This is a genomic window from Pseudomonas sp. AM4(2022) (assembly GCF_036346515.1).
GTDB classification, from domain to species: Bacteria; Pseudomonadota; Gammaproteobacteria; order Pseudomonadales; family Pseudomonadaceae; genus Aquipseudomonas; species Aquipseudomonas paracarnis.
Genome location: NZ_JAOTNW010000002.1, coordinates 366927 through 391262, shown reverse-complemented (window position 1 = coordinate 391262; position 24336 = coordinate 366927). Strand labels below are relative to the sequence as shown.

The 24336-nt window shown below is 57.9% G+C and carries 24 protein-coding genes; 20 read left to right on the top strand and 4 right to left on the bottom strand.

Annotation, left to right across the window (positions count from 1 at the left end; all coding sequences use genetic code 11):
- The 20 genes from yidC (at window position 1) to ODQ19_RS04010 (ending at window position 20973) form a co-directional block, all read left to right on the top strand.
- Entirely contained in the window at window positions 1-1683 is a 1683-nt protein-coding gene (yidC, locus tag ODQ19_RS04105; RefSeq protein WP_330209398.1) for a membrane protein insertase YidC, read from the top strand.
- Window positions 1684-1762: 79 nt separating this feature from the next.
- The gene (gene mnmE, locus ODQ19_RS04100) at window positions 1763-3133 is read left to right on the top strand and encodes a tRNA uridine-5-carboxymethylaminomethyl(34) synthesis GTPase MnmE (RefSeq protein ID WP_014720595.1); all 1371 of its coding nucleotides are present in this window, start codon (window positions 1763-1765) and stop codon (window positions 3131-3133) included.
- A gap of 551 nt (window positions 3134-3684) precedes the next feature.
- Window positions 3685-5577 (top strand): tRNA uridine-5-carboxymethylaminomethyl(34) synthesis enzyme MnmG, encoded by a 1893-nt coding sequence (gene mnmG, locus ODQ19_RS04095; RefSeq protein WP_330209397.1) that lies wholly within the window; start codon window positions 3685-3687, stop codon window positions 5575-5577.
- Window positions 5574-6218 (top strand): 16S rRNA (guanine(527)-N(7))-methyltransferase RsmG, encoded by a 645-nt coding sequence (rsmG, locus tag ODQ19_RS04090; protein ID WP_003195893.1) that lies wholly within the window; start codon window positions 5574-5576, stop codon window positions 6216-6218. The genes mnmG and rsmG overlap by 4 nt, the downstream gene beginning before the upstream one ends.
- A gap of 18 nt (window positions 6219-6236) precedes the next feature.
- Window positions 6237-7034: a ParA family protein gene (locus tag ODQ19_RS04085; RefSeq protein ID WP_056790763.1), complete on the top strand. Its 798-nt coding sequence runs from the start codon at window positions 6237-6239 to the stop codon at window positions 7032-7034.
- Window positions 7035-7043: 9 nt separating this feature from the next.
- Window positions 7044-7916 (top strand): ParB/RepB/Spo0J family partition protein, encoded by an 873-nt coding sequence (locus ODQ19_RS04080; protein ID WP_116665567.1) that lies wholly within the window; start codon window positions 7044-7046, stop codon window positions 7914-7916.
- A gap of 148 nt (window positions 7917-8064) precedes the next feature.
- Window positions 8065-8472 (top strand): F0F1 ATP synthase subunit I, encoded by a 408-nt coding sequence (locus ODQ19_RS04075; RefSeq protein WP_010565865.1) that lies wholly within the window; start codon window positions 8065-8067, stop codon window positions 8470-8472.
- A 16-nt stretch (window positions 8473-8488) separates the two neighbouring features.
- Window positions 8489-9358, top strand: coding sequence for a F0F1 ATP synthase subunit A (gene atpB, locus ODQ19_RS04070; RefSeq protein WP_003195886.1), 870 nt, complete (start codon window positions 8489-8491; stop codon window positions 9356-9358).
- Between the two features lie 133 nt (window positions 9359-9491).
- A complete protein-coding gene (gene atpE / locus ODQ19_RS04065; protein WP_002555987.1) occupies window positions 9492-9749 on the top strand; it encodes a F0F1 ATP synthase subunit C in 258 nt (85 codons plus the stop codon).
- Window positions 9750-9805: 56 nt separating this feature from the next.
- Complete coding sequence (locus tag ODQ19_RS04060) at window positions 9806-10276, top strand: F0F1 ATP synthase subunit B (protein WP_003195835.1); 471 nt, start codon at window positions 9806-9808, stop codon at window positions 10274-10276.
- A gap of 12 nt (window positions 10277-10288) precedes the next feature.
- Entirely contained in the window at window positions 10289-10825 is a 537-nt protein-coding gene (locus ODQ19_RS04055) for a F0F1 ATP synthase subunit delta (protein ID WP_003195833.1), read from the top strand.
- A 21-nt stretch (window positions 10826-10846) separates the two neighbouring features.
- Complete coding sequence (gene atpA / locus ODQ19_RS04050; RefSeq protein ID WP_003195831.1) at window positions 10847-12391, top strand: F0F1 ATP synthase subunit alpha; 1545 nt, start codon at window positions 10847-10849, stop codon at window positions 12389-12391.
- A gap of 50 nt (window positions 12392-12441) precedes the next feature.
- The gene (atpG, locus tag ODQ19_RS04045) at window positions 12442-13302 is read left to right on the top strand and encodes a F0F1 ATP synthase subunit gamma (protein ID WP_330209396.1); all 861 of its coding nucleotides are present in this window, start codon (window positions 12442-12444) and stop codon (window positions 13300-13302) included.
- A 27-nt stretch (window positions 13303-13329) separates the two neighbouring features.
- Window positions 13330-14706: a F0F1 ATP synthase subunit beta gene (gene atpD, locus ODQ19_RS04040; protein ID WP_003195827.1), complete on the top strand. Its 1377-nt coding sequence runs from the start codon at window positions 13330-13332 to the stop codon at window positions 14704-14706.
- Window positions 14707-14750: 44 nt separating this feature from the next.
- On the top strand, window positions 14751-15167 hold the full coding sequence (locus ODQ19_RS04035) for a F0F1 ATP synthase subunit epsilon (RefSeq protein ID WP_003195825.1): 417 nt from the start codon (window positions 14751-14753) through the stop codon (window positions 15165-15167).
- A gap of 122 nt (window positions 15168-15289) precedes the next feature.
- A complete protein-coding gene (gene glmU / locus ODQ19_RS04030) occupies window positions 15290-16657 on the top strand; it encodes a bifunctional UDP-N-acetylglucosamine diphosphorylase/glucosamine-1-phosphate N-acetyltransferase GlmU (RefSeq protein ID WP_116665566.1) in 1368 nt (455 codons plus the stop codon).
- Between the two features lie 225 nt (window positions 16658-16882).
- The gene (locus ODQ19_RS04025; protein ID WP_003195822.1) at window positions 16883-17650 is read left to right on the top strand and encodes a DeoR/GlpR family DNA-binding transcription regulator; all 768 of its coding nucleotides are present in this window, start codon (window positions 16883-16885) and stop codon (window positions 17648-17650) included.
- A gap of 10 nt (window positions 17651-17660) precedes the next feature.
- On the top strand, window positions 17661-19493 hold the full coding sequence (glmS, locus tag ODQ19_RS04020; protein ID WP_032894388.1) for a glutamine--fructose-6-phosphate transaminase (isomerizing): 1833 nt from the start codon (window positions 17661-17663) through the stop codon (window positions 19491-19493).
- A gap of 83 nt (window positions 19494-19576) precedes the next feature.
- Complete coding sequence (locus ODQ19_RS04015) at window positions 19577-19948, top strand: hypothetical protein (protein WP_330209395.1); 372 nt, start codon at window positions 19577-19579, stop codon at window positions 19946-19948.
- 17 nt (window positions 19949-19965) lie between these two features.
- Window positions 19966-20973: a hypothetical protein gene (locus ODQ19_RS04010; protein ID WP_330209394.1), complete on the top strand. Its 1008-nt coding sequence runs from the start codon at window positions 19966-19968 to the stop codon at window positions 20971-20973.
- A gap of 66 nt (window positions 20974-21039) precedes the next feature.
- On the opposite strand, the gene ODQ19_RS04005 is transcribed toward ODQ19_RS04010, so the two are convergent.
- The 4 genes from ODQ19_RS04005 to ODQ19_RS03990 are packed head-to-tail and all read right to left on the bottom strand — an operon-like array spanning window position 21040 to window position 24335.
- The gene (locus tag ODQ19_RS04005; RefSeq protein ID WP_014720583.1) at window positions 21040-21972 is read right to left on the bottom strand and encodes a phosphatidate cytidylyltransferase; all 933 of its coding nucleotides are present in this window, start codon (window positions 21970-21972) and stop codon (window positions 21040-21042) included.
- A 1-nt stretch (window position 21973) separates the two neighbouring features.
- Window positions 21974-22594 (bottom strand): lysophospholipid acyltransferase family protein, encoded by a 621-nt coding sequence (locus tag ODQ19_RS04000; protein WP_330209393.1) that lies wholly within the window; start codon window positions 22592-22594, stop codon window positions 21974-21976.
- Between the two features lie 9 nt (window positions 22595-22603).
- On the bottom strand, window positions 22604-23047 hold the full coding sequence (locus tag ODQ19_RS03995; protein ID WP_194439644.1) for a hypothetical protein: 444 nt from the start codon (window positions 23045-23047) through the stop codon (window positions 22604-22606).
- Window positions 23037-24335, bottom strand: a complete 1299-nt coding sequence (locus ODQ19_RS03990; protein WP_330209392.1) for a phosphatase PAP2/dual specificity phosphatase family protein — start codon at window positions 24333-24335, stop codon at window positions 23037-23039. The genes ODQ19_RS03995 and ODQ19_RS03990 overlap by 11 nt, the downstream gene beginning before the upstream one ends.
- Window position 24336: the final 1 nt, after the last annotated feature.

Sequence of the window (24336 nt, the reverse complement as noted above, 5' to 3'; positions counted from 1 at the left end):
ATGGATATTAAACGCACAATCCTGATCGTCGCCCTGGCAATCGTGTCCTATGTCATGGTCCTTAAATGGAACCAGGACTACGGTCAGGCTGCCCTGCCGACTCAGAATGTTGCTACCAATCAGGCTGCGCCGGCTATTCCGGACACCCCGCTGGGTAACAATGCGTCCGCGAGTGCCGATGTTCCCAGCGCGAATGGCGAGACAAGTGCCCCGTTAGAAACGCCAGTGGTCACCAACAAAGACCTCATCCACGTGAAAACGGATGTGCTCGACCTGGCTATCGATCCACAAGGCGGTGATATCGCACAGCTGAAGCTGCCGCTTTATCCACGTCGCCAAGACCATCCGGATGTGCCGTTCCAACTGTTCGATAACGGTGGTGAACGTACTTATCTGGCGCAAAGCGGCCTGACCGGTACCAACGGTCCGGATGCGCGTGCTACCGGTCGTCCGGTTTATTCGACCGAGCAGAAGACTTATCAACTGGCAGACGGCCAGAACCAGTTGAACGTCGACCTGAAATTCAGCCTCGACGGCGTCAACTACATCAAGCGTTTCAGCTTTACCCGCGGTTTGTACGATTTGAAGGTCACTTACCTGATCGACAACACCAGCGACAAAGCCTGGAGCGGCAACCTGTTTGCCCAGCTCAAGCGTGACGCCAGCTCCGATCCGTCTTCCAGCACTGCCACTGGCACCGCGACTTACCTGGGCGCCGCCCTGTGGACAAGTAACGAGCCGTACAAAAAAGTGTCGATGAAAGATATCGACAAGGGCACGCTGAAAGAAACCGTCCAAGGTGGCTGGGTAGCGTGGCTGCAGCACTATTTCGTGACAGCCTGGATTCCGAACAAGGGTGACGCGAACCTGGTTCAAACCCGCAAGGACAGCCAGGGCAACTACATCATTGGCTTCACTGGCCCGGCGTTGACCGTCGCTCCAGGTGCCAAGGCTGAAACCAGCGCTACCCTGTACGCCGGTCCTAAAAGCCAGGCTGTGTTGAAAGAGTTGTCCCCCGGTCTGGAACTGACTGTGGATTACGGCTTCCTGTGGTTCATTGCCCAGCCGATCTTCTGGCTGTTGCAACATATCCACAGCATCGTCGGTAACTGGGGCTGGTCGATCATCTTCCTGACCATGCTGATCAAAGGGCTTTTCTTCCCTCTGTCGGCAGCCAGCTATAAGTCGATGGCGCGTATGCGTGCCGTGGCTCCGAAACTGGCCGCGCTGAAAGAACAACATGGTGATGACCGGCAGAAAATGTCACAGGCCATGATGGAGCTGTACAAGAAAGAGAAGATCAACCCGCTGGGTGGATGCTTGCCGATTCTGGTACAGATGCCGGTGTTCCTCTCGCTTTACTGGGTACTCCTGGAAAGCGTGGAAATGCGCCAGGCGCCGTTCATGCTGTGGATAACTGACCTGTCTATCAAAGACCCGTTCTTTATCCTGCCGATCATCATGGGCGCGACCATGTTTATCCAGCAGCGTCTGAACCCAACCCCGCCGGATCCGATGCAGGCCAAGGTAATGAAAATGATGCCAATCATCTTCACCTTCTTCTTCCTGTGGTTCCCTGCTGGCTTGGTGCTGTACTGGGTGGTCAACAACGTGTTGTCGATCTCTCAACAGTGGTACATCACACGTAAAATCGAAGCGGCTACCAAGAAAGCCGAGGCGTAATTTACTCTGTGGATAACCACTCAAGACGCCCCCTAGTGGGGCGTTTTGCTTTCCGTCACTTTTGTTCTGGAACCTGCTGATGAGCGCTCCTCGTGAAACCATCGCTGCTGTCGCCACCGCTCAAGGTCGGGGCGGCGTCGGTATCGTTCGAATTTCCGGGCCATTGGCGGGCGTGGCAGCCAAGGCTATCAGCGGCCGGGAGCTGAAACCCCGTTATGCCCATTACGGCCAGTTCCTGGATGCCGACCACAGCGTATTGGATGAGGGTCTGGCTATCTATTTTCCAGGGCCAAACTCGTTCACCGGTGAAGATGTCCTTGAATTACAAGGGCACGGTGGGCCTGTGGTGTTGGATATGCTGCTGCAGCGCTGCTTGCAATTGGGTTGCCGCCTGGCCAGACCCGGGGAATTCAGCGAACGCGCATTCTTGAACGATAAGCTCGACCTGGCCCAGGCCGAAGCCATCGCCGATTTGATCGAAGCCAGTTCTGCACAGGCTGCACGTAACGCATTGCGTTCATTGCAGGGGGCTTTTTCCCTGCGTGTGCATAACTTGACCGAGCAGTTGATCAGTCTGCGCATCTACGTCGAAGCCGCGATTGATTTTCCGGAAGAAGAAATCGACTTCCTGGCGGATGGCCATGTATTGGCGATGTTGGATAAAGTCCGTGATGAGTTATCCACAGTGCTGCGTGAAGCCGGGCAGGGCGCCTTGCTGCGCGATGGTATGACGGTGGTGATTGCCGGCCGGCCCAATGCCGGCAAGTCCAGCCTGCTCAATGCTCTGGCAGGGCGCGAGGCGGCCATCGTCACCGAGATCGCCGGCACTACCCGGGATATCTTGCGTGAACATATCCACATCGACGGTATGCCGCTGCACGTGGTGGACACCGCTGGTTTGCGCGACACCGACGACCAGGTGGAAAAGATCGGCGTGGAACGTGCGCTCAAGGCGATCAGCGAAGCCGATCGTGTGTTGCTGGTGGTGGATGCCACTGCACCGGAAGCTGTGGATCCTTTTGCCTTGTGGCCCGAATTCCTTGAACAACGGCCAGACCCGGCCAAAGTCACCTTGATCCGTAACAAGGCCGACCTTACGGGTGAAGCCATCGCCCTGGAAACCAGTGAAGATGGCCACGTCACTATCAGCTTGAGCGCGAAATCGGCCGGTGAGGGTCTGGAGTTGCTGCGCGAGCACCTTAAAGCCTGCATGGGCTACGAACAGACGTCGGAAAGCAGCTTCAGTGCACGGCGCAGGCACCTGGAAGCGCTGCGTCATGCCAGCGCGGCCTTGGAGCACGGGCGGGCCCAGCTGACCTTGGCGGGGGCAGGGGAGCTGCTGGCTGAAGATTTACGTCAAGCACAGCAACTGCTGGGAGAAATTACCGGCGCGTTCAGCTCGGACGATTTGCTGGGCAGGATCTTCTCCAGCTTCTGCATCGGTAAATAGACCTTCGTTGTCCACAGACAGGCCATTCGCGCCTGTCTGTTCAGCCCGATTCAGGGTAACCCAATCCATTTTTTTACTGACCCGCCGAGCAATCGGTGTTTTTCCGTGCGCGCTATTCGCCTCGCCTGGTACTTTTTTGTGGATTAAGCCCTGTGAATAACCGCGCCTGTGCCCAGTTGATAACAGGGCCTGAAACCTGAGTAAAAACCCGTCTGTGGATAACCATCTGTTTAATCCACAGGCTTAAAGCACTTATCCAAGGGCCTCATTGGCAGATGACCACAACGTTTTGAATCTCTGTACACTTTGAAAATAAAGGGCTGTAGAGATCTATCCACAGAAATGTTGCTCAGTATAAATAAACATAAAAACAAAGATTTAATAAATTTCTCTCTTTTAATTTCTATTGTCTGTGATTCATCCACAGCTGGTTAAATTTTGTGCAAAGGGTTCTTTAGGAAGACCTAAGTCCCTATACTTGCCCGCAAAGCTCTAAAACCCTTTCAACAAACAATTCCTGATTACCTACATAAGCAGGCACGAGGTGCGTGGTGGATTTCCCTTCCCGTTTTGAAGTGATCGTCATCGGCGGCGGTCATGCCGGTACCGAGGCAGCACTGGCGTCAGCACGCATGGGCGTAAAAACCCTGTTGCTGACGCACAACGTGGAAACCCTCGGAGCCATGAGTTGCAACCCCGCGATTGGCGGGATTGGCAAAAGCCATCTGGTCAAGGAAATCGATGCCCTTGGCGGCGTGATGGCCATGGCCACCGACAAAGGTGGTATTCAGTTTCGTGTGCTCAACAGCCGCAAAGGCCCGGCCGTGCGTGCAACGCGTGCCCAGGCCGACCGTATCCTGTACAAGGCAGCGGTACGGGAAACCCTGGAAAACCAGCCGAACCTGTGGATATTTCAGCAGGCAGCCGATGACCTGATCGTCGAACAGGACCAGGTACGCGGTGTTGTCACTCAAATGGGCCTGCGTTTCTTCGCAGAATCCGTAGTACTGACCACCGGCACCTTCCTGGGTGGGCTTATCCACATCGGTATGCAGAACTATTCCGGTGGTCGCGCTGGCGATCCGCCGTCGATTGCTCTGGCAAAACGCCTGCGGGAATTGCCGCTGCGGGTCGGTCGCCTGAAAACCGGGACCCCGCCACGTATTGACGGGCGTTCTGTGGATTTTTCGGTGATGACCGAACAAGCCGGCGATACGCCGATTCCGGTCATGTCGTTCATGGGCTCCAAGGAACAGCATCCGAAACAGGTCAGTTGCTGGATCACCCACACCAACGCCCGTACCCACGAAATCATTGCTGCGAACCTTGATCGTTCGCCGATGTATTCCGGGGTGATCGAAGGCATTGGCCCGCGTTATTGCCCGTCGATCGAAGACAAGATCCACCGCTTTGCCGACAAGGAAAGCCACCAGGTCTTTATCGAGCCGGAAGGGTTGACCACCCACGAGCTGTATCCGAACGGAATTTCCACTTCGCTGCCGTTCGACGTGCAAATCCAGATCGTGCAGTCGATTCGCGGTATGGAAAACGCGCACATCGTGCGTCCGGGCTACGCCATCGAGTACGACTACTTCGACCCGCGCGACCTGAAATACAGCCTGGAAACCAAAGTGATTGGCGGCCTGTTCTTCGCCGGCCAAATCAACGGCACCACCGGTTATGAAGAAGCCGGCGCCCAAGGTTTGCTGGCCGGGACCAACGCAGCATTGCGTGCACAGGGCAAAGACAGCTGGTGCCCGCGTCGTGATGAAGCCTACATCGGCGTGTTGGTCGACGACCTGATTACCCTGGGTACCCAGGAACCGTACCGCATGTTCACATCTCGGGCGGAATACCGTCTGATCCTGCGCGAAGACAACGCCGACCTGCGCTTGACCGAAAAAGGTCGCGAACTGGGCCTGGTCGATGACGCCCGCTGGGCGGCCTTCTGCAAAAAACGCGAAAGCATTGCGCTCGAAGAACAGCGTCTGAAGAGTACCTGGGTTCGCCCGGGCACGGAGCAGGGCGACGCCATTGCGGAAAAATTCGGCACGCCGTTGACCCATGAGTACAACTTGCTCAACCTGCTTTCCCGTCCGGAAATCGACTACGCTGGTCTGGTCCAAGTGACTGGCCACGGCGCAGAAGACCCACAGGTTGCCGAACAGGTTGAAATCAAGACCAAATACGCAGGCTACATTGATCGCCAGCAGGACGAGATCGCCCGGCTGCGCGCCAGTGAAGACACCAAGCTGCCTGTGGATATCGACTACACCGGGATTTCCGGGTTGTCGAAAGAAATTCAAAGCAAGCTGGGGATAACTCGGCCGGAAACCCTCGGGCAGGCTTCACGTATCCCAGGCGTCACCCCGGCAGCCATCTCGCTGTTGATGATTCATTTGAAAAAACGCGGCGCGGGCCGTCAGTTGGAGCAAAGCGCTTGAGTTCGTTGGTCACCTCGCAACACGCCGAAGAGTTATCCACAGGAGCGCGCCAGTTGGGCGTGGCCCTGACCGAAGCCCAGCATGAGCTACTGCTGGGCTACCTGGCCCTGTTGATCAAGTGGAACAAGGCTTACAACCTGACCGCAGTACGTGACCCAGACGAGATGGTGTCGCGACATTTGCTCGACAGCCTCAGCGTGATGCCGTTTATCGAAAATGGCCGTTGGCTCGATGTGGGCAGCGGCGGCGGCATGCCTGGCATTCCGTTGGCGATCCTGTTTCCCGAGTCCCACGTGACCTGCCTGGACAGCAACGGCAAGAAAACCCGCTTCCTGACCCAGGTCAAACTCGAACTCAAGCTGGATAACCTGCAAGTTATCCACAGTCGTGTCGAAGCATTCACGCCTGAACTGCCTTTCAACGGGATTGTGTCCCGGGCGTTCAGCAGCATGGAGAACTTCAGCAACTGGACGCGCCACCTGGGCGACCGTGATACCCGCTGGTTGGCAATGAAGGGCGTTCATCCAAGCGACGAGCTGTTAGCATTGCCGGCAGACTTCCACCTCGATAGCGAACACGCCTTGGCCGTACCTGGTTGCCAAGGCCAACGCCATCTGCTGATACTGCGCCGCACGGCATGATTGGGAACACAAGCAAGAATGGCTAAGGTATTCGCGATAGCGAACCAGAAAGGTGGTGTGGGTAAAACCACCACCTGTATCAACCTCGCAGCATCCCTGGTCGCGACAAAGCGTCGGGTGCTGCTGATCGATCTCGATCCACAGGGCAACGCCACCATGGGTAGCGGTGTGGATAAACACGGCCTGGAAAACTCGGTCTACGATTTGCTGATTGGCGAATGCGACCTGGCCCAGGCCATGCACTATTCCGAGCACGGCGGTTACCAACTGCTGCCGGCTAACCGCGATCTGACCGCGGCGGAAGTGGTGCTGCTGGAAATGCAGATGAAAGAAAGCCGTCTGCGCAGCGCCCTGGCGCCCATTCGCGACAACTACGATTACATTTTGATCGACTGCCCACCGTCGCTGTCGATGCTTACGCTTAACGCCCTGGTGGCCGCCGATGGGGTCATTATCCCTATGCAGTGCGAGTACTTCGCTCTCGAAGGCTTGAGCGACCTTGTGGATAACATCAAGCGGATCGCCGAGTTGCTCAACCCGAACCTGAAAGTCGAAGGCCTGCTGCGTACGATGTATGACCCGCGCCTGAGCCTGATGAACGATGTGTCGGCGCAGCTCAAGGAACACTTCGGTGACCAGCTGTACGACACCGTGATTCCACGCAACATCCGCCTGGCCGAAGCGCCAAGCTATGGCATGCCCGCGCTGGCGTACGACAAATCCTCGCGCGGCGCCATTGCCTACCTGGCGTTGGCTGGCGAGATGGTTCGCCGCCAACGCCGCAATTCACGCACCGCTGCAGCCCAGCCAACTTAAGGAATCCCCATGGCCGTCAAGAAACGAGGTCTCGGACGTGGACTGGATGCACTGTTGAGTGGTCCGACCGTCACATCGCTTGAAGAACAAGCGGTGCAGGCCGAGGAGCGCGAGCTGCAGCACTTGCCGCTGGACCTGATCCAGCGCGGCAAATACCAGCCACGTCGGGACATGGACCCCCAGGCCTTGGAAGAACTGTCCAACTCGATCAAGGCCCAGGGCGTGATGCAGCCCATCGTGGTGCGCCCCATTGGCGGCGGCCGCTTTGAGATCATCGCCGGGGAGCGCCGCTGGCGTGCCAGCCAGCAGGCCGGCAAGGAGACTATCCCGGCGATGGTGCGCGATGTGCCGGATGAAACCGCGATCGCCATGGCGTTGATCGAGAATATCCAGCGTGAAGACCTCAACCCGATCGAAGAAGCGATTGCGTTGCAGCGTTTGCAGCAGGAATTCCAGCTCACCCAGCAACAAGTGGCCGAGGCAGTGGGCAAGTCCCGCGTCACCGTGTCCAACTTGTTGCGTTTGATCGCGCTGCCGGAAGTGATCAAGACCATGTTGTCCCACGGCGACCTGGAAATGGGCCATGCCCGTGCGTTGCTCGGTTTGCCGGAAAATCAACAGGTTGAAGGGGCGCGACACGTTGTCGCACGAGGCCTGACCGTACGTCAGACCGAGGCGCTGGTGCGCCAGTGGCTGAGCGGCAAACCTGCACCGGTCGAAACCGCCAAACCTGATCCGGATATCGCGCGACTTGAGCAGCGCCTGGCCGAGCGCCTGGGCTCTGCGGTGCAAATTCGTCACGGCAAGAAGGGCAAAGGGCAATTGGTCATCGGATATAACTCCCTTGACGAGCTTCAAGGCGTCCTTGCCCACATCCGCTGAAACATTTGCTTATGTAGCGCGTGATCGGAAATCACTACCCGACAGTTGAATAGGGGCTGAACCGCCCCTATACTCTGCGCGCATTTTGTCGGCACAAATTATGCCAAGTTATTGATTTCCGGCAGCCGACCATTGAGGAGCAAGAGTGATGGAAACCCGCACGCCAAACACGTTGCCGTTCCATCGCTTGGCTGTTTTTCCGGTTTTACTGGCTCAATTTGTCATTTTGCTGATCGCCGCATTGGCGCTTTGGTATTGGCATGGAGTCGTAGCCGGGTATTCAGGACTCTGCGGAGGCCTGATAGCCTTGCTGCCCAATATGTATTTTGCTCACAGGGCCTTTCGGTTTTCCGGCGCCCGAGCAGCCCAGGCTATCGTCCGGTCTTTTTATGCCGGTGAGGCGGGGAAACTGATTTTGACGGCAGTGCTGTTTGCACTGACCTTTGCAGGTGTGAAGCCATTGGCGCCGCTGGCTGTATTCGGCGTCTTCGTGTTGACCCAACTGGTCAGCTGGTTCGCTCCCCTGCTAATGAAAACAAGACTTTCGAAACCTTAGGGCGTTTGAGGCAACCATGGCAGAAACAACCGCTTCGGGCTATATCCAGCACCACTTGCAGAACCTGACCTTCGGTCAGCTTCCTAATGGCGGCTGGGGCTTTGCCCACACCGCAGCAGAAGCCAAAGAAATGGGTTTCTGGGCTTTCCACCTGGATACTCTGGGTTGGTCGGTCGCATTGGGTCTGATCTTCGTCCTGATTTTCCGCATGGCGGCAAAGAAGGCGACTTCCGGTCAGCCAGGTGCTTTGCAGAACTTCGTTGAAGTATTGGTCGAATTCGTCGATGGCAGCGTGAAAGACAGCTTCCATGGCCGTAGCCCGGTGATTGCACCGCTGGCACTGACCATCTTCGTCTGGGTGTTCCTGATGAACGCCGTCGACCTGATTCCGGTGGACTGGATTCCTCAGTTGGCCATGGCGATCTCCGGCGACCCGCACATTCCATTCCGCGCCGTATCCACCACTGACCCGAACGCCACACTGGGCATGGCTCTGTCGGTATTCGCGCTGATCATTTTCTACAGCATCAAGGTCAAGGGCATCGGCGGCTTCATCGGCGAACTGACCCTGCACCCGTTCGGCAGCAAGAACATCTTCGTTCAAGCCCTGCTGATCCCGGTGAACTTCCTGCTGGAATTCGTCACCCTGATCGCCAAGCCGATTTCCCTGGCTCTGCGACTGTTCGGCAACATGTATGCCGGCGAGCTGGTGTTCATTCTGATCGCTGTGATGTTTGGCAGCGGCCTGCTCTGGCTTAGCGGCCTGGGCGTAGTTCTGCAGTGGGCGTGGGCTGTGTTCCACATCCTGATCATTACCCTGCAGGCCTTCATCTTCATGATGCTGACCATCGTCTACCTGTCGATGGCGCACGAAGAGAACCATTAAGACCAGTCTCGACTAGTCTGATGTCCTTCCCGGTCAAACGGGAAGGTGGCCCAACAGGGCTATGAAACGATTTGTTTTACCGCTTTAAAATCTAAAAAACCTAAACCATACGACGTAAAAGTCGGGAGGAAAGATGGAAACTGTAGTTGGTCTAACCGCTATCGCTGTTGCACTGTTGATCGGCCTGGGCGCCCTGGGTACTGCCATTGGTTTCGGCCTGCTGGGCGGCAAATTCCTGGAAGGCGCAGCGCGTCAGCCAGAAATGGTCCCAATGCTGCAAGTTAAAATGTTCATCGTCGCCGGCCTGCTCGACGCCGTGACCATGATCGGCGTTGGTATCGCACTGTTCTTCACCTTCGCGAACCCCTTCGTTGGTCAACTCGCTGGCTAATCACTCGACGTTTCGAGTGATTGGGGTGATGGACAACGAATGAGCGAGGTGTTGGCGTGAACATTAATGCAACCCTGATTGGCCAATCCGTTGCGTTCTTCATTTTTGTAGTGTTTTGCATGAAGTTCGTGTGGCCTCCGGTCATCGCGGCTTTGCACGAACGTCAGAAGAAGATCGCGGATGGTTTGGACGCTGCCAGCCGTGCAGCTCGCGACCTGGAGTTGGCCCACGAGAAAGTGGGTCAGCAACTGCGCGAAGCTAAAGCACAGGCAGCCGAGATCATTGAGCAAGCCAAGAAACGCGGTAACCAGATCGTCGAAGAGGCTGTTGAAAAAGCCCGCGTCGAAGCTGACCGTGTGAAGGCTTCGGCTCATGCCGAGATCGAACAGGAACTGAACGGTGTCAAAGACGCGCTGCGTGCCCAACTGGGTGCTCTGGCCGTTGGCGGTGCTGAGAAGATCCTCGGTGCCACAATCGATCAAAACGCGCACGCGGAGCTGGTTAACAAACTGGCTGCTGAAATTTAAGCGAGGGCGATCATGGCAGAACTGACCACGTTGGCCCGACCTTACGCTAAGGCAGCCTTCGAGCACGCCCAGGCCCACCAGCAGCTGGCCTCTTGGTCAGCCATGCTCGGCCTGGCTGCAGCAGTGTCGCAAGACGACACCATGCAGCGCGTGCTCAAGGCCCCGCGCCTGACGAGCGCAGACAAGGCCGCCACTTTTATTGAAGTGTGCGGCGACAAGTTTGATGTGAAGGTGCAGAACTTCATCCACGTCATTGCCGAAAACGACCGTCTCCCGCTGTTGCCGGAGATCGCCGCTCTGTTCGACCTGTACAAGGCCGAAGCAGAGAAATCGGTAGACGTTGAAGTGACCAGTGCTTTCGCATTGAACCAAGAACAGCAAGACAAACTCGCCAAGGTTCTCAGTGCACGACTCAATCGGGAAGTGCGCCTGCAAGCTTCGGAGGACGCATCGCTTATTGGTGGTGTTGTTATCCGTGCCGGCGACCTGGTTATCGATGGCTCGATTCGCGGCAAAATCGCGAAACTTGCCGAAGCATTGAAATCTTGAGTTTGAAGGGGCAGCAGAGCAATGCAGCAACTCAATCCTTCCGAAATAAGTGAAATTATCAAGGGCCGCATCGACAAGCTCGATGTGACCTCCCAAGCCCGTAACGAAGGCACTGTCGTCAGCGTATCTGACGGCATCGTGCGGATTCACGGTCTGGCCGACGTCATGTACGGCGAGATGATCGAGTTTCCGGGCGGCGTCTACGGTATGGCCCTCAACCTGGAGCAAGACTCCGTAGGTGCCGTTGTATTGGGCGCATACACCAGTCTGGCTGAAGGCATGAGCGCCAAGTGCACAGGCCGCATCCTGGAAGTTCCGGTTGGTAAGGAACTGCTGGGTCGCGTAGTCGACGCACTGGGTAATCCTGTTGACGGTAAAGGTCCACTGGGCAACACCGAGACCGACGCGGTCGAGAAAGTTGCTCCAGGCGTGATCTGGCGTAAGTCGGTAGACCAGCCTGTACAGACTGGCTACAAGGCTGTCGACGCCATGATCCCAGTCGGCCGTGGCCAGCGTGAGCTGATCATCGGTGACCGTCAGATCGGTAAGACCGCTCTGGCGATCGACGCGATCATCAACCAGAAAGACAGCGGCATTTTCTGCGTCTACGTAGCGATCGGTCAGAAGCAATCGACTATCGCCAACGTGGTTCGCAAGCTGGAAGAAAACGGCGCCCTGGCCAACACGATCATCGTGGCTGCCAGTGCTTCGGAATCTCCTGCGCTGCAATTCCTGGCACCGTACTCCGGTTGCACCATGGGTGAATTCTTCCGCGACCGCGGTGAAGACGCGCTGATCGTTTATGACGATCTGTCCAAGCAAGCAGTGGCTTACCGCCAGATTTCCCTGCTGCTGCGCCGTCCACCAGGCCGTGAAGCTTACCCAGGCGACGTGTTCTATCTCCACTCCCGTCTGCTTGAGCGCGCATCCCGCGTTTCCGAAGAGTACGTAGAGAAGTTCACCAATGGCGCAGTGACCGGCAAAACCGGTTCCCTGACCGCACTGCCGATCATCGAAACCCAGGCTGGCGACGTTTCCGCGTTCGTTCCGACCAACGTGATTTCCATCACCGACGGTCAGATCTTCCTGGAATCGGCCATGTTCAACTCAGGCATCCGCCCTGCAGTGAACGCCGGTGTTTCGGTATCCCGTGTGGGTGGTGCCGCTCAGACCAAGATCATCAAGAAGCTCTCCGGTGGTATCCGTACCGCTCTGGCTCAGTACCGTGAACTGGCAGCATTTGCCCAGTTCGCTTCTGACCTGGACGAAGCGACCCGTAAGCAACTTGAGCATGGTCAGCGCGTTACCGAGCTGATGAAGCAGAAGCAATACGCCCCAATGTCGATCGCTGACATGGCGTTGTCGCTGTATGCCGCTGAGCGTGGGTTCCTGACCGACGTTGAAATCGCCAAGGTCGGCAGCTTTGAACAAGCGCTGATTGCTTACTTCAACCGCGATCACGCCGAATTGATGGCGAAGATCAACGTGAAGGGTGACTTCAATGACGATATCGACGCTGGCATGAAAGCCGGTATCGAGAAGTTCAAGGCCACCCAAACCTGGTAAGCCGCAGCGGGAGCCGCAAGGCTCCCGCTTGCTAACCTGATAGGTGTTACATGGCAGGCGCAAAAGAGATTCGCAGTAAGATTGCGAGCATCAAAAGCACGCAAAAAATTACCAGCGCCATGGAAAAAGTGGCGGTCAGCAAAATGCGCAAGGCACAAATGCGCATGGCTGCTAGCCGTCCTTATGCGGAGCGTATCCGCCAGGTAATTGGGCATCTGGCCAACGCCAACCCGGAATACCGCCACCCGTTCATGATCGACCGCGCAGTCAAGCGTGCAGGTTATGTGGTAGTGAGCAGTGACCGTGGTTTGTGCGGTGGTTTGAATACCAACCTGTTCAAGGCCCTGGTCAAGGACATGGCGGTAAACCGCGAAAACGGCGTCGAGATCGATCTGTGTGTTGTTGGTAGCAAGGGTGCGGCCTTTTTCCGCAACTTCGGCGGTAACGTCGTTGCAGCTATCAGCCACCTGGGTGAAGAGCCGTCGATCAATGATTTGATCGGCAGTGTGAAGGTGATGCTGGATGCGTATCTGGAAGGCCGGATTGACCGCCTCTCCGTGGTATCCAACAAGTTCATCAACACCATGACCCAGCAGCCAACCGTGGAGCAATTGATTCCACTGGTGGCGACCCCGGATCAGGAACTCAAGCACCACTGGGACTACCTCTACGAACCAGACGCCAAAGAGCTGCTTGACGGCTTGATGGTGCGCTACGTGGAGTCGCAGGTGTACCAGGCGGTGGTCGAGAACAACGCAGCTGAACAAGCGGCGCGGATGATCGCGATGAAAAACGCTACCGATAACGCCGGTGATCTGATCAGCGATTTGCAGCTGATCTACAACAAGGCGCGTCAGGCTGCGATCACCCAAGAGATCTCGGAAATCGTCGGCGGCGCTGCCGCGGTTTAACGGTTCAAATATTCAGAGGATCCAGCTATGAGTAGCGGACGTATCGTTCAAATCATCGGCGCCGTTATCGACGTGGAATTTCCACGCGACAGCGTACCGAGCATCTACAACGCGCTGAAAGTACAAGGCGCGGAAACTACCCTGGAAGTTCAGCAGCAGCTGGGCGACGGCGTAGTTCGTACCATTGCGATGGGTTCCACCGAAGGCTTGAAGCGCGGTCTGGACGTTGTCGACACTGGCGCTGCCATCTCCGTACCGGTCGGTAAAGCGACCCTGGGCCGGATCATGGACGTACTGGGCAACCCGATCGACGAAGCTGGCCCGATCGCTACCGAAGAGCGCTGGGGCATTCACCGCGCAGCACCTTCGTTCGCAGAACAAGCAGGCGGCAACGACCTGCTGGAAACCGGCATCAAGGTTATCGACCTGGTTTGCCCGTTCGCCAAGGGCGGTAAAGTCGGTCTGTTCGGTGGTGCCGGTGTAGGCAAGACCGTAAACATGATGGAACTGATCCGTAACATCGCCATCGAGCACAGCGGTTATTCCGTGTTCGCAGGTGTGGGTGAGCGTACTCGTGAGGGTAACGACTTCTACCACGAGATGAAGGACTCCAACGTTCTGGACAAAGTGGCACTGGTTTACGGTCAGATGAACGAGCCGCCGGGAAACCGTCTGCGCGTAGCCCTGACTGGCCTGACCATGGCCGAGAAGTTCCGTGACGAAGGTAACGACGTTCTGCTGTTCGTCGACAACATCTACCGTTACACCCTGGCCGGTACTGAAGTATCCGCACTGCTGGGCCGTATGCCTTCGGCAGTAGGTTACCAGCCGACCCTGGCTGAAGAGATGGGCGTTCTGCAAGAACGTATCACTTCGACCAAGGAAGGTTCGATCACCTCGATCCAAGCGGTATACGTACCTGCGGATGACTTGACCGACCCGTCGCCAGCCACCACCTTCGCCCACTTGGACGCTACCGTCGTTCTGTCCCGTGACATCGCATCCCTGGGTATCTACCCAGCGGTCGATCCACTCGACTCGACGTCGCGCCAGCTGGACCCGAACGTGATCGGCCAGGAGCACTACGACACCGCTCGCGGCGTTCAGTACGTGCTGCAGCGTTACAAAGAACTGAAGGACATCATTGCGATCCTGGGTATGGACGAGCTGTCGGAAGCCGACAAGCAGTTGGTAAACCGTGCTCGTAAGATCCAGCGTTTCTTGTCGCAGCCGTTCTTCGTGGCTGAAGTCTTCACCGGTGCCTCGGGTAAATACGTTTCCCTGAAAGACACCATTGCTGGCTTCAAAGGCATCCTCAACGGTGACTACGACCACCTGCCAGAACAAGCGTTCTACATGGTCGGCGGCATCGAAGAAGCGATCGAGAAAGCCAAGAAACTGTAATCCTGGCGCCCGGAAACGGGCGCTCATCAGGTTGAGGCAATCAGATGGCTATGACAGTCCATTGCGATATCGTCAGCGCGGAAGGGGAAATTTTCTCCGGTCTGGTCGAGTTTGTAACAGCGCACGGTGACCTGGGTGATCTTGGTATCGCCATGGGTCACGCCCCGCTGATCACAAGCTTGAAGCCAGGTCCGATCACTCTGACCAAGCAAGGCGGGGAACGTGAGGTGTTTTACATCTCCGGTGGTTTCCTCGAGGTTCAGCCGAACATGGTCAAGGTACTTGCCGACACCGTGCAACGTGCTGGCGACCTGGATGAAGCCTCCGCTCAGGAAGCCGTCAAGGCTGCCGAGAAGGCGCTGAACGAAAAAGGCGCAGACTTCGACTACAGCGCTGCTGCAGTCCGTCTGGCCGAGGCCGCAGCCCAGCTGCGTACTCTCCAGCAGATCCGCAAGAAGTAAGCGGCCACGCCGTTTTGCTTGATGCGTGATTGATTAAAAAGGGTAGCCTCGGCTACCCTTTTTCTTTTTTGCAAAACACTTCTTTGGTCTGAACCCGGACCGCCCAGGATTGGTAGCCATTCATGTCTCTTGAAATCGTTATTCTCGCCGCAGGCCAGGGCACCCGCATGCGTTCAGCCCTGCCCAAGGTATTGCACCCGGTCGCGGGCAACTCCATGCTGGGTCATGTTATCCACAGCGCCCGCCAGTTGGACCCACAACGTATTCATGTGGTGATTGGCCACGGTGCAGACGTGGTCCGTGAGCGTCTGGCTGCGGACGATCTGAATTTCGTATTGCAAGACAAGCAGCTGGGCACCGGCCACGCGACCGCGCAGGCTGTGCCTTTCATCACCGCGGACACGGTATTGATCCTCTACGGCGATGTACCGCTGATTGAAGTGGAAACCTTGCAACGCCTGCTCAAGCACGTGGTGCCTGGCCAGATGGGCCTGCTGACCGTTGAGCTGGATGACCCTACGGGCTACGGCCGCATTGTGCGCAACGCCGACGGCAAGGTGGCTGCCATCGTTGAACACAAAGATGCCAGCGAAGCCCAGCGCGCGATTACTGAAGGCAACACCGGCATTCTCGCGGTGCCTGCCAACAAGCTCGCCGACTGGATGAGCCGCCTGTCCAACAACAACGCCCAGGGCGAGTATTACCTCACCGACGTCATCGAGATGGCCGTCAGCGATGGCCTGCTGGTCGCCACCGAGCAGCCCCACCATCCGATGGAAGTGCAGGGCGCCAACGACCGCAAGCAACTGGCAGAGCTGGAACGTCACTATCAACTGCGCGAAGGCCTGCGCCTGATGGCCCAGGGCGTGACCCTGCGAGACCCGGCGCGTTTCGATGTACGTGGCGAAGTCACAGTGGGCCGCGACATCCTGATTGATATCAACGTGATCCTCGAAGGCCGCGTGATCATTGAAGACGGTGTGGTCATAGGCCCGAACTGCGTGATCAAGGACAGCACCTTGCGCAAAGGCGTGGTGGTCAAGGCCAACAGCCATATCGACGGTGCGGTGATGGGCGAGGGCAGCGATGCCGGGCCGTTTGCGCGCTTGCGTCCGGGTAGCGAGCTGGGAGCCAAGGCCCATGTGGGTAACTTTGTCGAACTGAAAAACGCTCACCTGGGCGAAGGCGCCAAAGTCGGCCACCTGACATACCTGGGCGATGCCGCCATCGGCGCACGCACCAATATTGGTGCCGGCACCATCACCTGCAACTATGACGGTGCCAACAAGCACCAGACCACCATTGGTGAAGACGTGTTCATCGGCTCCAATAACTCGCTGGTTGCTCCTGTAACCATCGGTGATGGTTCCAACACCGCAGCGGGCTCGACCATCAACCAGGATGTGGATAAGTCACAACTGGCCGTTGCCCGCGCTCGCCAACGCAACATCGACGGCTGGAAACGCCCGGTTAAAATCAAAAAGAGCTGAGTTATCCACAGTATTTGAAATACACGGTACCCATGTGGGAGCGGGCTTGCTCGCGAATGCGCAATGTCAGTCACTGAAGGTGTGCCTGATACACCGCCTTCGCGAGCAAGCCCGCTCCCACATTTGATAGGTGGTGATTTAAAATTCGCTTCCAGTGCTTGACGATCTTTCGCTAATAGGTTTTGATTGCCTTCGTTATCTTTCGAAACGAAACTTATCACTACCATGTCGAAACGAAACACCCCTCAGCGACGCCACAATATCCTCACCTTGCTCAACGAACAGGGCGAAGTCAGCGTGGACGAGTTGGCCAAGCATTTCGAAACTTCGGAAGTGACCATCCGCAAGGACCTTGCTGCCCTCGAAAGTAACGGCTTGCTCCTGCGTCGCTATGGCGGCGCAATCACCATGCCCCAAGAGCTGGTGGGCGACGCTGCCCAGCCCATTTCGGCCTACAAGCGCGCCATCGCCCGTGCGGCCGTGAAGCGTTTGCGTGAGCATGCGCGCATCATCATCGACAGCGGCAGCACTACCGCCGCGATGATTCCTGAACTGGGCCATCAACCTGGCCTGGTGGTGATGACCAACTCCCTGAACGTAGCCCGCGCCTTGAGTGAACTGGAACATGAACCGGTGCTGTTGATGACCGGCGGCACCTGGGACCCGCATTCGGACTCTTTCCAGGGGCAGGTCGCCGAGCAGGTCCTACGTTCTTACGACTTTGATCAACTGTTCATCGGCGCCGATGGCATTGATCTGCAGCGCGGCACCACCACCTTCAACGAACTGCTGGGCTTGAGCCGTGTGATGGCCGAGGTCGCCCGTGAAGTGGTGGTGATGGTCGAATCCGACAAGATCGGCCGCAAGATTCCCAACCTGGAGCTGCCCTGGAGCAGCGTCCATACCCTTATTACCGATGATCGCCTGCCGCTTGAGGCCCGCGACCAGATCCAAGCCCGCGGCATTACGCTGATATGCGCGGCAATCATCTAGGAGAAACACCATGTGTGGAATTGTTGGCGCAGTCGCCGAACGTAACGTTACTGCCATCCTGATCGAAGGCCTCAAGCGCCTCGAATACCGCGGCTACGATAGCGCCGGTGTGGCCGTCTTCACTAACGCCGGCAAGCTGGAGCGCATGCGCCGCCCGGGCAAGGTCAGCGAGTTGGACCAGGCCCTGGCCGGTGAGCCACTGGTAGGTCGCTTAGGGATCGCCCACACCCGTTGGGCCACCCACGGTGCACCGTGCGAGCGTAACGCTCACCCGCACTTCTCTGGCGACCTGGCGGTGGTGCACAACGGCATCATCGAAAACCATGAAGTGCTGCGTGAACAACTCAAGGGCCTGGGCTACGTCTTCACCTCGGACACCGACACCGAAGTGATCGCCCACTTGCTCAACCACAAGCTCAAGGACCATAGCGATCTGACCACCGCCCTTAAGGCCACGGTCAAGGAGCTGCACGGCGCCTACGGCCTGGCCGTGATCAGCGCCAGCCAGCCTGACCGCGTCGTGGCGGCCCGCAGCGGTAGCCCATTGGTAATCGGCCTGGGCCTGGGTGAGAACTTCCTCGCGTCCGACCAACTGGCCCTGCGCCAAGTGACCGACCGCTTCATGTACCTGGAAGAAGGCGACATTGCCGACATCCGCCGTGAAAGCGTGCAGATCTGGGACGTGAACGGTCAGTCCGTCGAGCGCGAAGCCGTGCAATACCGTGATGGCGCTGAAGCCGCTGACAAAGGCGAGTTCCGCCACTTCATGCTCAAGGAGATCCACGAGCAGCCGTCCGTGGTACAGCGCACCCTGGAAGGTCGCCTGAGCCAGAACCAAGTATTGGTCAACGCTTTCGGCCCGCAAGCCGCCGAACTGTTCGCCAAAGTGCGCAATGTGCAGATCGTCGCCTGTGGCACCAGCTACCACGCCGGTATGGTGGCGCGTTACTGGTTGGAAGAACTGGCCGGCATCCCGTGCCAGGTCGAAGTCGCCAGCGAGTTCCGCTATCGCAAGGTGGTGGTGCAGCCCGACACCCTGTTCGTGACCATTTCCCAGTCCGGCGAAACCGCCGACACCCTGGCCGCCCTGCGCAATGCCAAGGAACTGGGTTTCCTCGGCAGCCTGGCGATCTGTAACGTCAGCATCAGCTCCCTGGTGCGTGAATCCGACCTGACCCTGCTGACCCAGGCCGGTCGTGAAATCGGCGTCGCCTCCACTAAAGCCTTCACCACCCAACTGGTGGGCCTGTTGCTGCTGACCCTGTCCCTGGGCCAAGTGCGCGGCACCCTCGCTGAAGGTGTCGAAGCCACCCTGGTGGAAGAACTGCGCCGCCTGCCGACCCGCCTGGGCGAAGCCTTGGCCATGGACAGCACCGTGGAAAAAGTCGCCGAGCTGTTCGCCGACAAGAACCACACCCTGTTCCTAGGCCGTGGTGCGCAATACCCGGTGGCGATGGAAGGCTCGCTGAAACTCAAGGAAATCTCGTACATCCACGCCGAAGCGTACCCTGCCGGTGAGCTGAAGCACGGCCCGCTGGCCCTGGTGGATGACGACATGCCGGTGGTTACCGTCGCACCAAACAACGAACTGCTGGAGAAGCTCAAGTCCAACCTGCAGGAAGTACGCGCCCGTGGCGGCCAACTGATCGTCTTCGCTGACGAGAAGGCCGGCATGACTAACGGTGAAGGCACCCACGTCATCAACATGCCGCACATTCACGACACCCTGTCGCCGATCCTCTACACCATCCCGCTGCAATTGCTGTCGTACTACGTCGCCGTGCTCAAGGGCACCGACGTTGACCAGCCGCGTAACCTGGCGAAGTCGGTGACGGTGGAGTAAGCCTTACTGACGTACCCAAAAAGGGCTGTTTTCAACAGCCCTTTTTTTCGTTTTGGATTCGCTCAATTCAAGGAGGCGTATTGATGCAAAACCCTTCTGCCACTGTCCAAGCCCGTTTGCACAATCGCCGGTTCGTGGTCGCGAATAACGCCCAAGGGTTGTCCGGTACCGGCACCGTGTTTCATTACAAAGTCGAAGATGGGGTGATTTCGAGCACTTACCAGGGCGGCCGGATTCGCCTGGGAACGCAGGTCGGGCGGGTGACCGGCGTGGATAGCATTGAGCTGCTTTATCACTGCATGACCATAAACGGGGAGCTGCTTGCCGGCTGGTCGCGGGGTACGGTAGGTGTCGATCAGGCAGGGCACACAACCTTGAGCTTCGTATGGGGCTGGTTGTCGGGTCAGACAGGGGGCGGCGAATCGAGTTACGTTGAGTTGACGGTAGATAACTAACCTGGGACGGCACAAACATGAATAGACGTTTTTACCGTGCAGACAAACGCCTGCCCCTCAGCCCTACGAACTTGCTGACCTCTGGCTTGGTAAAAGTCTGTGGCACCGTGGTACTCAAGGAGCCGCGCTTATCCCCGGTGGACGGTGTGCACTGTGCCGGCTACTCAATACAAATTCAGGAAAGCTACCGTGATAGCGGCGAAAAGGACGCGTGGCGGACAGTGTTCAGCGACGCACAGTGCAACGACTTTGCTCTAAAGGATGCCCATGGGACTGTGGATATCTTTGCTGAGGGCATTGAGTTGTTCACCGGCCAGGTACCGCAATTGGGTGAGTACCGCCCCACTGCGGGTCCCGGTCGCCAGCAAGGAGAGATTCTGCTCAGCGAAGGCTTGCAGGTTGTTGTGATCGGCACCGCGATGCAACGTAACGGCAAAATGCTAATTGCCCGAGGCGAGCAAGCCGATACGGTGTTCGGCGTGGAGCGGCTGCGTAATGTGAACAACCATCGCATCGCTGTGCCGGCCTGGCGCGCCTTGGGGTTAGGCATTGCCGTGGTCGCCCTGTTCAGTCTTTTGCTGCTGTCTATTGACCCTGTGCAATGGGCGCAGTGGCAGTTGCCCAGCCGCGAGACATTTCAGCAGATGGCGGGCTTGGGGCCATTTTACGAATGGGCGGCTTTACTGTATCAGCGAAAGGCTTGGTCTTTGCCGTTGGTGGCGGTGTTTGGCGTTGCTGGGATCGTTTTCGCCGTGATGTGTGTTACTCGAGTGTTTCTCTATAGAGATATCCACAGGCTGGTTCAGCCCATACTCATTGCCTGGGGGTTAGTTGGGATGATCAGTGGCGGCAGTGTGACCTGGGCGTTGGTGGGGCTTGAGGTCGATCCATTCAAGATCTTTTTGATCTGGTTGAGCGTGATCGTCGTCTCTTTGGCTTTTTCCATTAGCCAACAGCGGGCGTTGAAAGCACTGGTTGCAAGTGCCTTTGGTGGTAGCGGATCAGCCAATACTCCCAGTGACTGACCCACCTATATCGGGGGCAATCCCCCTCCCACATTTTGATCTACGTTGGTTTTGAGAAAGGGTGGCTCAGGTCCACCAGTAGCGTACAAGGTGGAAGAAGATCGGCGCCGCAAAGCACACCGAATCGAGCCGATCCAGCATCCCGCCGTGCCCTTCGATCATATGTCCCCAGTCTTTCACGCCGCGGTCACGCTTGATCGCTGACATCACGATCCCGCCGGCAAACCCGAGCAAGTTGATCAGCAGCGCGATCAGGAACGACTGCCAGGGATTGAACGGTGTGGTCCACCACAGCGCTGCCCCGATCAGCGACGACAACAGGATCCCGCCGACAAAACCTTCCACGGTTTTCGACGGCGACAGGTTGGGCGCGATCTTGTGTTTGCCGAACAGCTTGCCGCACACGTACTGCAACACGTCCGACAGTTGCACCACGATTACCAGATAGGCGATCAGCAGCAGGTTGCGGCCTTCGTAGCCCGGTATGTCCAAGGTCAGTAGTGCCGGGACGAAAGACACGCAGAACACGGCGATCATCAACCCCCATTGCACCTTCGATGCACGTTCCAGGAAGTGCGTACTGTCGCCGCCTAAGGATGCGAGGATCGGCAGCAGCAGGAACACGTACACCGGGATGAAGATCGAGAACAGCCCATACCAGTCGGCGTAGATCAGCAGGTATTGCAGCGGCAGGGCCAGGTAGAACGCGGCCACCAGGGCCGGGTAGTCGCTGCGCCGGGTGGGTGTGAGGGTGAGGAATTCGCGCAGGGCGTAGAACGACACCGCGTAGAACAGCAGGATCACCGCGCCGGTGCCCAGCCAAAAGGCGATGCCGATTACCACCACCATCACCCACCACGCGTTGATGCGGGCGTTGAGGTTGTCGATCACAGCATTCGGGCTGCCACGGGTGCGCAGCTTGAGGATCAGGCCGATCAGCGAGGCGATGACCAGGATCGCGCCGATGCCGCCAAATAACATCAGGGTTTGGCTATCCATCTCAGGAATGCTCCGGGGCAAGGGCGAGCAGGGCGTCGCGGCTGCGGGCAAGGAAGGCGGCTTTTTCTTCGCCTTCTTCCAGTTGCAGGGGGGCACCGAAGCTGGTGGTGCATAACAACGGCAGTGGCAGCACACGCCCTTTGGGCATGACCCGGTTGAGGTTGGCTATCCACACGGGAACCAACTCGGCCTGTGGGTAACTTTTTGCCAGGTGGTACAAACCGCTTTTGAACGGCAGCAAGCCATCCTCCAGATTGCGCGTGCCTTCGGGAAAAATGATCAGCGAATCGCCACCCTCCAACGCCGCAAGCATGGGCTGCAATGGGTTATCCACAGGGTCCTTGCGCTCACGGTCGATCAGCACGCCATTGAACACACGATTGATGATGTAGCGGCGCAGAGCACTCTTGTTCCAGTAATCACTGCCGGCCACCGGGCGCGTGAATTTGCGCAGGTTCTGCGGCAGCGATGCCCATACCAGCACGAAGTCACCGTGGCTGCTGTGGTTGGCGAAATAGATGCGTTGCACCGGCACTGGCGCGCACCCCAGCCACAGGCTGCGAGCGCCGGTGACGGTGCGGGCCATGGAGGTAATCAGCGTGGCGACCACGGGTTCGAACATGAGGATTCCTTATCCGGCAAAAGGCAGCCAAGGGCTGGCAAGGATGACGCCCAGGGTCAGTAACGCTTGCGCGCCCAGCAACCAGGCTTGTTTACGCAACAGTTTGAGGGCGCCACGGCGGCGTTCGGTCCACGGCCGACCGGCTCGCTTGGACGATTGCAGGCCAAGGGTCTGCAGGGCCTGGTCAAGGTCTGGGGTGCGGGTCACGTCGCGGGCCAGCAAGGCGAACAGGTCGGCGTCGAAGGCCACCCGCAGCGCCCAGTACTTTTGCAGCAGGCCCAGCACAATCATCCACAGAGCGAGCAGCAGGCAGATCGTCGAGATACTGGCCAACAACAGTTGGGCGAGGCCGAACAGTACGCCGAGCAGTGTCAGCCCTGTGGATAACTGATCCAGGGAACGGCCACGGCGCAACAGGCTGGCGACCACCTGGAGTTCCATATCAGCAGGCATTTAGCAAACCCTCCAACGCTTGACGGTGTGCGGGGTGCAGGACCACATCGGCCCGCGCTGTACGAATAATAGCCAGCGCTTGCTCAACCGTGGTGGCGCGGCCCGTGTTCAGCAACCAGGCGGCGACGACGGTGGCGCTGCGTGAGTAACCGAGGGCACAGCACACCAACAGGGGGCCGCTCGCTTGCAGGCGTTCAATGGCGTGCGCGGCTTCCAGGCATTCGTCGGTTGTTGGGGTGACGAGGTCTAATACCGGTATGCAGACATAAGCACGGCCCAGTGGATTAATGGACAGCTCGGCGCACAGATCGACAATGGCCTTGAACGTGCCTTGCTCACTGGCTGTAGGAATACGCCCAAGCCAGACGTTATCCACAATCAGGTCCGGCTGTGGATGTTTGCGTGTCCACAGCCGCGAATTGATCCACGCACACGCCAAATAAGGCGCATACAACCAGCGGGCGGCAGGCGTAAGACGGCCATTCGCACATTTTTGAAAGCCCGACGCGCCGATCAAAAGGTAGTTGGCCGCGATCAAGGCCAGGGAAACCGCTGGCCACAGCAGCCACAGCCAGCCGCCGCGGAGCACCAAGGCAAGCGCCAGCAGTAATAGCGCGCCCAGCCCATAGCGCACAGCCAGGCGCCAACGTTGGGCATCTCGCGTCAACCGTGCACTCAACAATGGGCTTAGATGTTCCACTGGCCATAGCCACACGCACAACCACCCCGCTAAGGCGCCTGTGGGTAAGTCGATAAAGTGATGTTGATAAGTGGTCAGCACCGAAACGCCGATCAGCGCGAACCAACCATGCACCACCCAGCGCCATAACCCCTGGGCGTGCCGCTGGTACATCACCCACAGGATCACCAGCAGCGCGATATGCAGCGAAGGCGCCTGGTTGAAGGGCTTGTCAAAACCGGCCAGCACCGCAAACAACCAACCGAACACACCGTCCAGTTCCGGCCGCTCAAACGTGAAACGCAGTGGCCAGATCAGAAAGCAACTCACGGCAATCACCTGGGCACTCAGCAGGCGCAGCGCATGCTGTTTGAGCTCATGGCGTGTGTTGGGTAGCAGCAACGAGAAGCCGTAAAGCAGGTCGATGGACCAGTAGGGCACGATGGTCCAGGCCCAGAACGGCATGTGGCTTTCCCAGCCGAACACCAGCGTGCCGACGTCGCCGCGCTGGCTGGTGACCCAAGTGGCAAAGCCGTAGGTGCTGAAAAACAGCGGTGCCAACAGCAGCAGCCAGAGCACCGCTGGTTTCAATAAACCGGGTTCGCGCATG

Bases quoted from the DNA above. Each gene is read 5' to 3' on its own strand.
- ODQ19_RS04015 (WP_330209395.1), top strand. From the start codon at position 19,577: ATGCAAAACCCTTCTGCCACTGTCCAAGCCCGTTTGCACAATCGCCGG.
- atpG (WP_330209396.1), top strand. From the start codon at position 12,442: ATGGCAGGCGCAAAAGAGATTCGCAGTAAGATTGCGAGCATCAAAAGC.
- glmU (WP_116665566.1), top strand. From the start codon at position 15,290: ATGTCTCTTGAAATCGTTATTCTCGCCGCAGGCCAGGGCACCCGCATG.
- ODQ19_RS04085 (WP_056790763.1), top strand. From the start codon at position 6,237: ATGGCTAAGGTATTCGCGATAGCGAACCAGAAAGGTGGTGTGGGTAAA.
- atpD (WP_003195827.1), top strand. From the start codon at position 13,330: ATGAGTAGCGGACGTATCGTTCAAATCATCGGCGCCGTTATCGACGTG.
- glmS (WP_032894388.1), top strand. From the start codon at position 17,661: ATGTGTGGAATTGTTGGCGCAGTCGCCGAACGTAACGTTACTGCCATC.
- ODQ19_RS04055 (WP_003195833.1), top strand. From the start codon at position 10,289: ATGGCAGAACTGACCACGTTGGCCCGACCTTACGCTAAGGCAGCCTTC.
- ODQ19_RS04010 (WP_330209394.1), top strand. From the start codon at position 19,966: ATGAATAGACGTTTTTACCGTGCAGACAAACGCCTGCCCCTCAGCCCT.
- ODQ19_RS03990 (WP_330209392.1), bottom strand. From the start codon at position 24,335: ATGCGCGAACCCGGTTTATTGAAACCAGCGGTGCTCTGGCTGCTGCTG.
- ODQ19_RS04080 (WP_116665567.1), top strand. From the start codon at position 7,044: ATGGCCGTCAAGAAACGAGGTCTCGGACGTGGACTGGATGCACTGTTG.
- ODQ19_RS04025 (WP_003195822.1), top strand. From the start codon at position 16,883: ATGTCGAAACGAAACACCCCTCAGCGACGCCACAATATCCTCACCTTG.
- yidC (WP_330209398.1), top strand. From the start codon at position 1: ATGGATATTAAACGCACAATCCTGATCGTCGCCCTGGCAATCGTGTCC.
- atpB (WP_003195886.1), top strand. From the start codon at position 8,489: ATGGCAGAAACAACCGCTTCGGGCTATATCCAGCACCACTTGCAGAAC.
- ODQ19_RS04075 (WP_010565865.1), top strand. From the start codon at position 8,065: ATGGAAACCCGCACGCCAAACACGTTGCCGTTCCATCGCTTGGCTGTT.
- ODQ19_RS04000 (WP_330209393.1), bottom strand. From the start codon at position 22,594: ATGTTCGAACCCGTGGTCGCCACGCTGATTACCTCCATGGCCCGCACC.
- atpE (WP_002555987.1), top strand. From the start codon at position 9,492: ATGGAAACTGTAGTTGGTCTAACCGCTATCGCTGTTGCACTGTTGATC.
- ODQ19_RS04005 (WP_014720583.1), bottom strand. From the start codon at position 21,972: ATGGATAGCCAAACCCTGATGTTATTTGGCGGCATCGGCGCGATCCTG.
- mnmE (WP_014720595.1), top strand. From the start codon at position 1,763: ATGAGCGCTCCTCGTGAAACCATCGCTGCTGTCGCCACCGCTCAAGGT.
- atpA (WP_003195831.1), top strand. From the start codon at position 10,847: ATGCAGCAACTCAATCCTTCCGAAATAAGTGAAATTATCAAGGGCCGC.
- ODQ19_RS04035 (WP_003195825.1), top strand. From the start codon at position 14,751: ATGGCTATGACAGTCCATTGCGATATCGTCAGCGCGGAAGGGGAAATT.
- ODQ19_RS03995 (WP_194439644.1), bottom strand. From the start codon at position 23,047: ATGCCTGCTGATATGGAACTCCAGGTGGTCGCCAGCCTGTTGCGCCGT.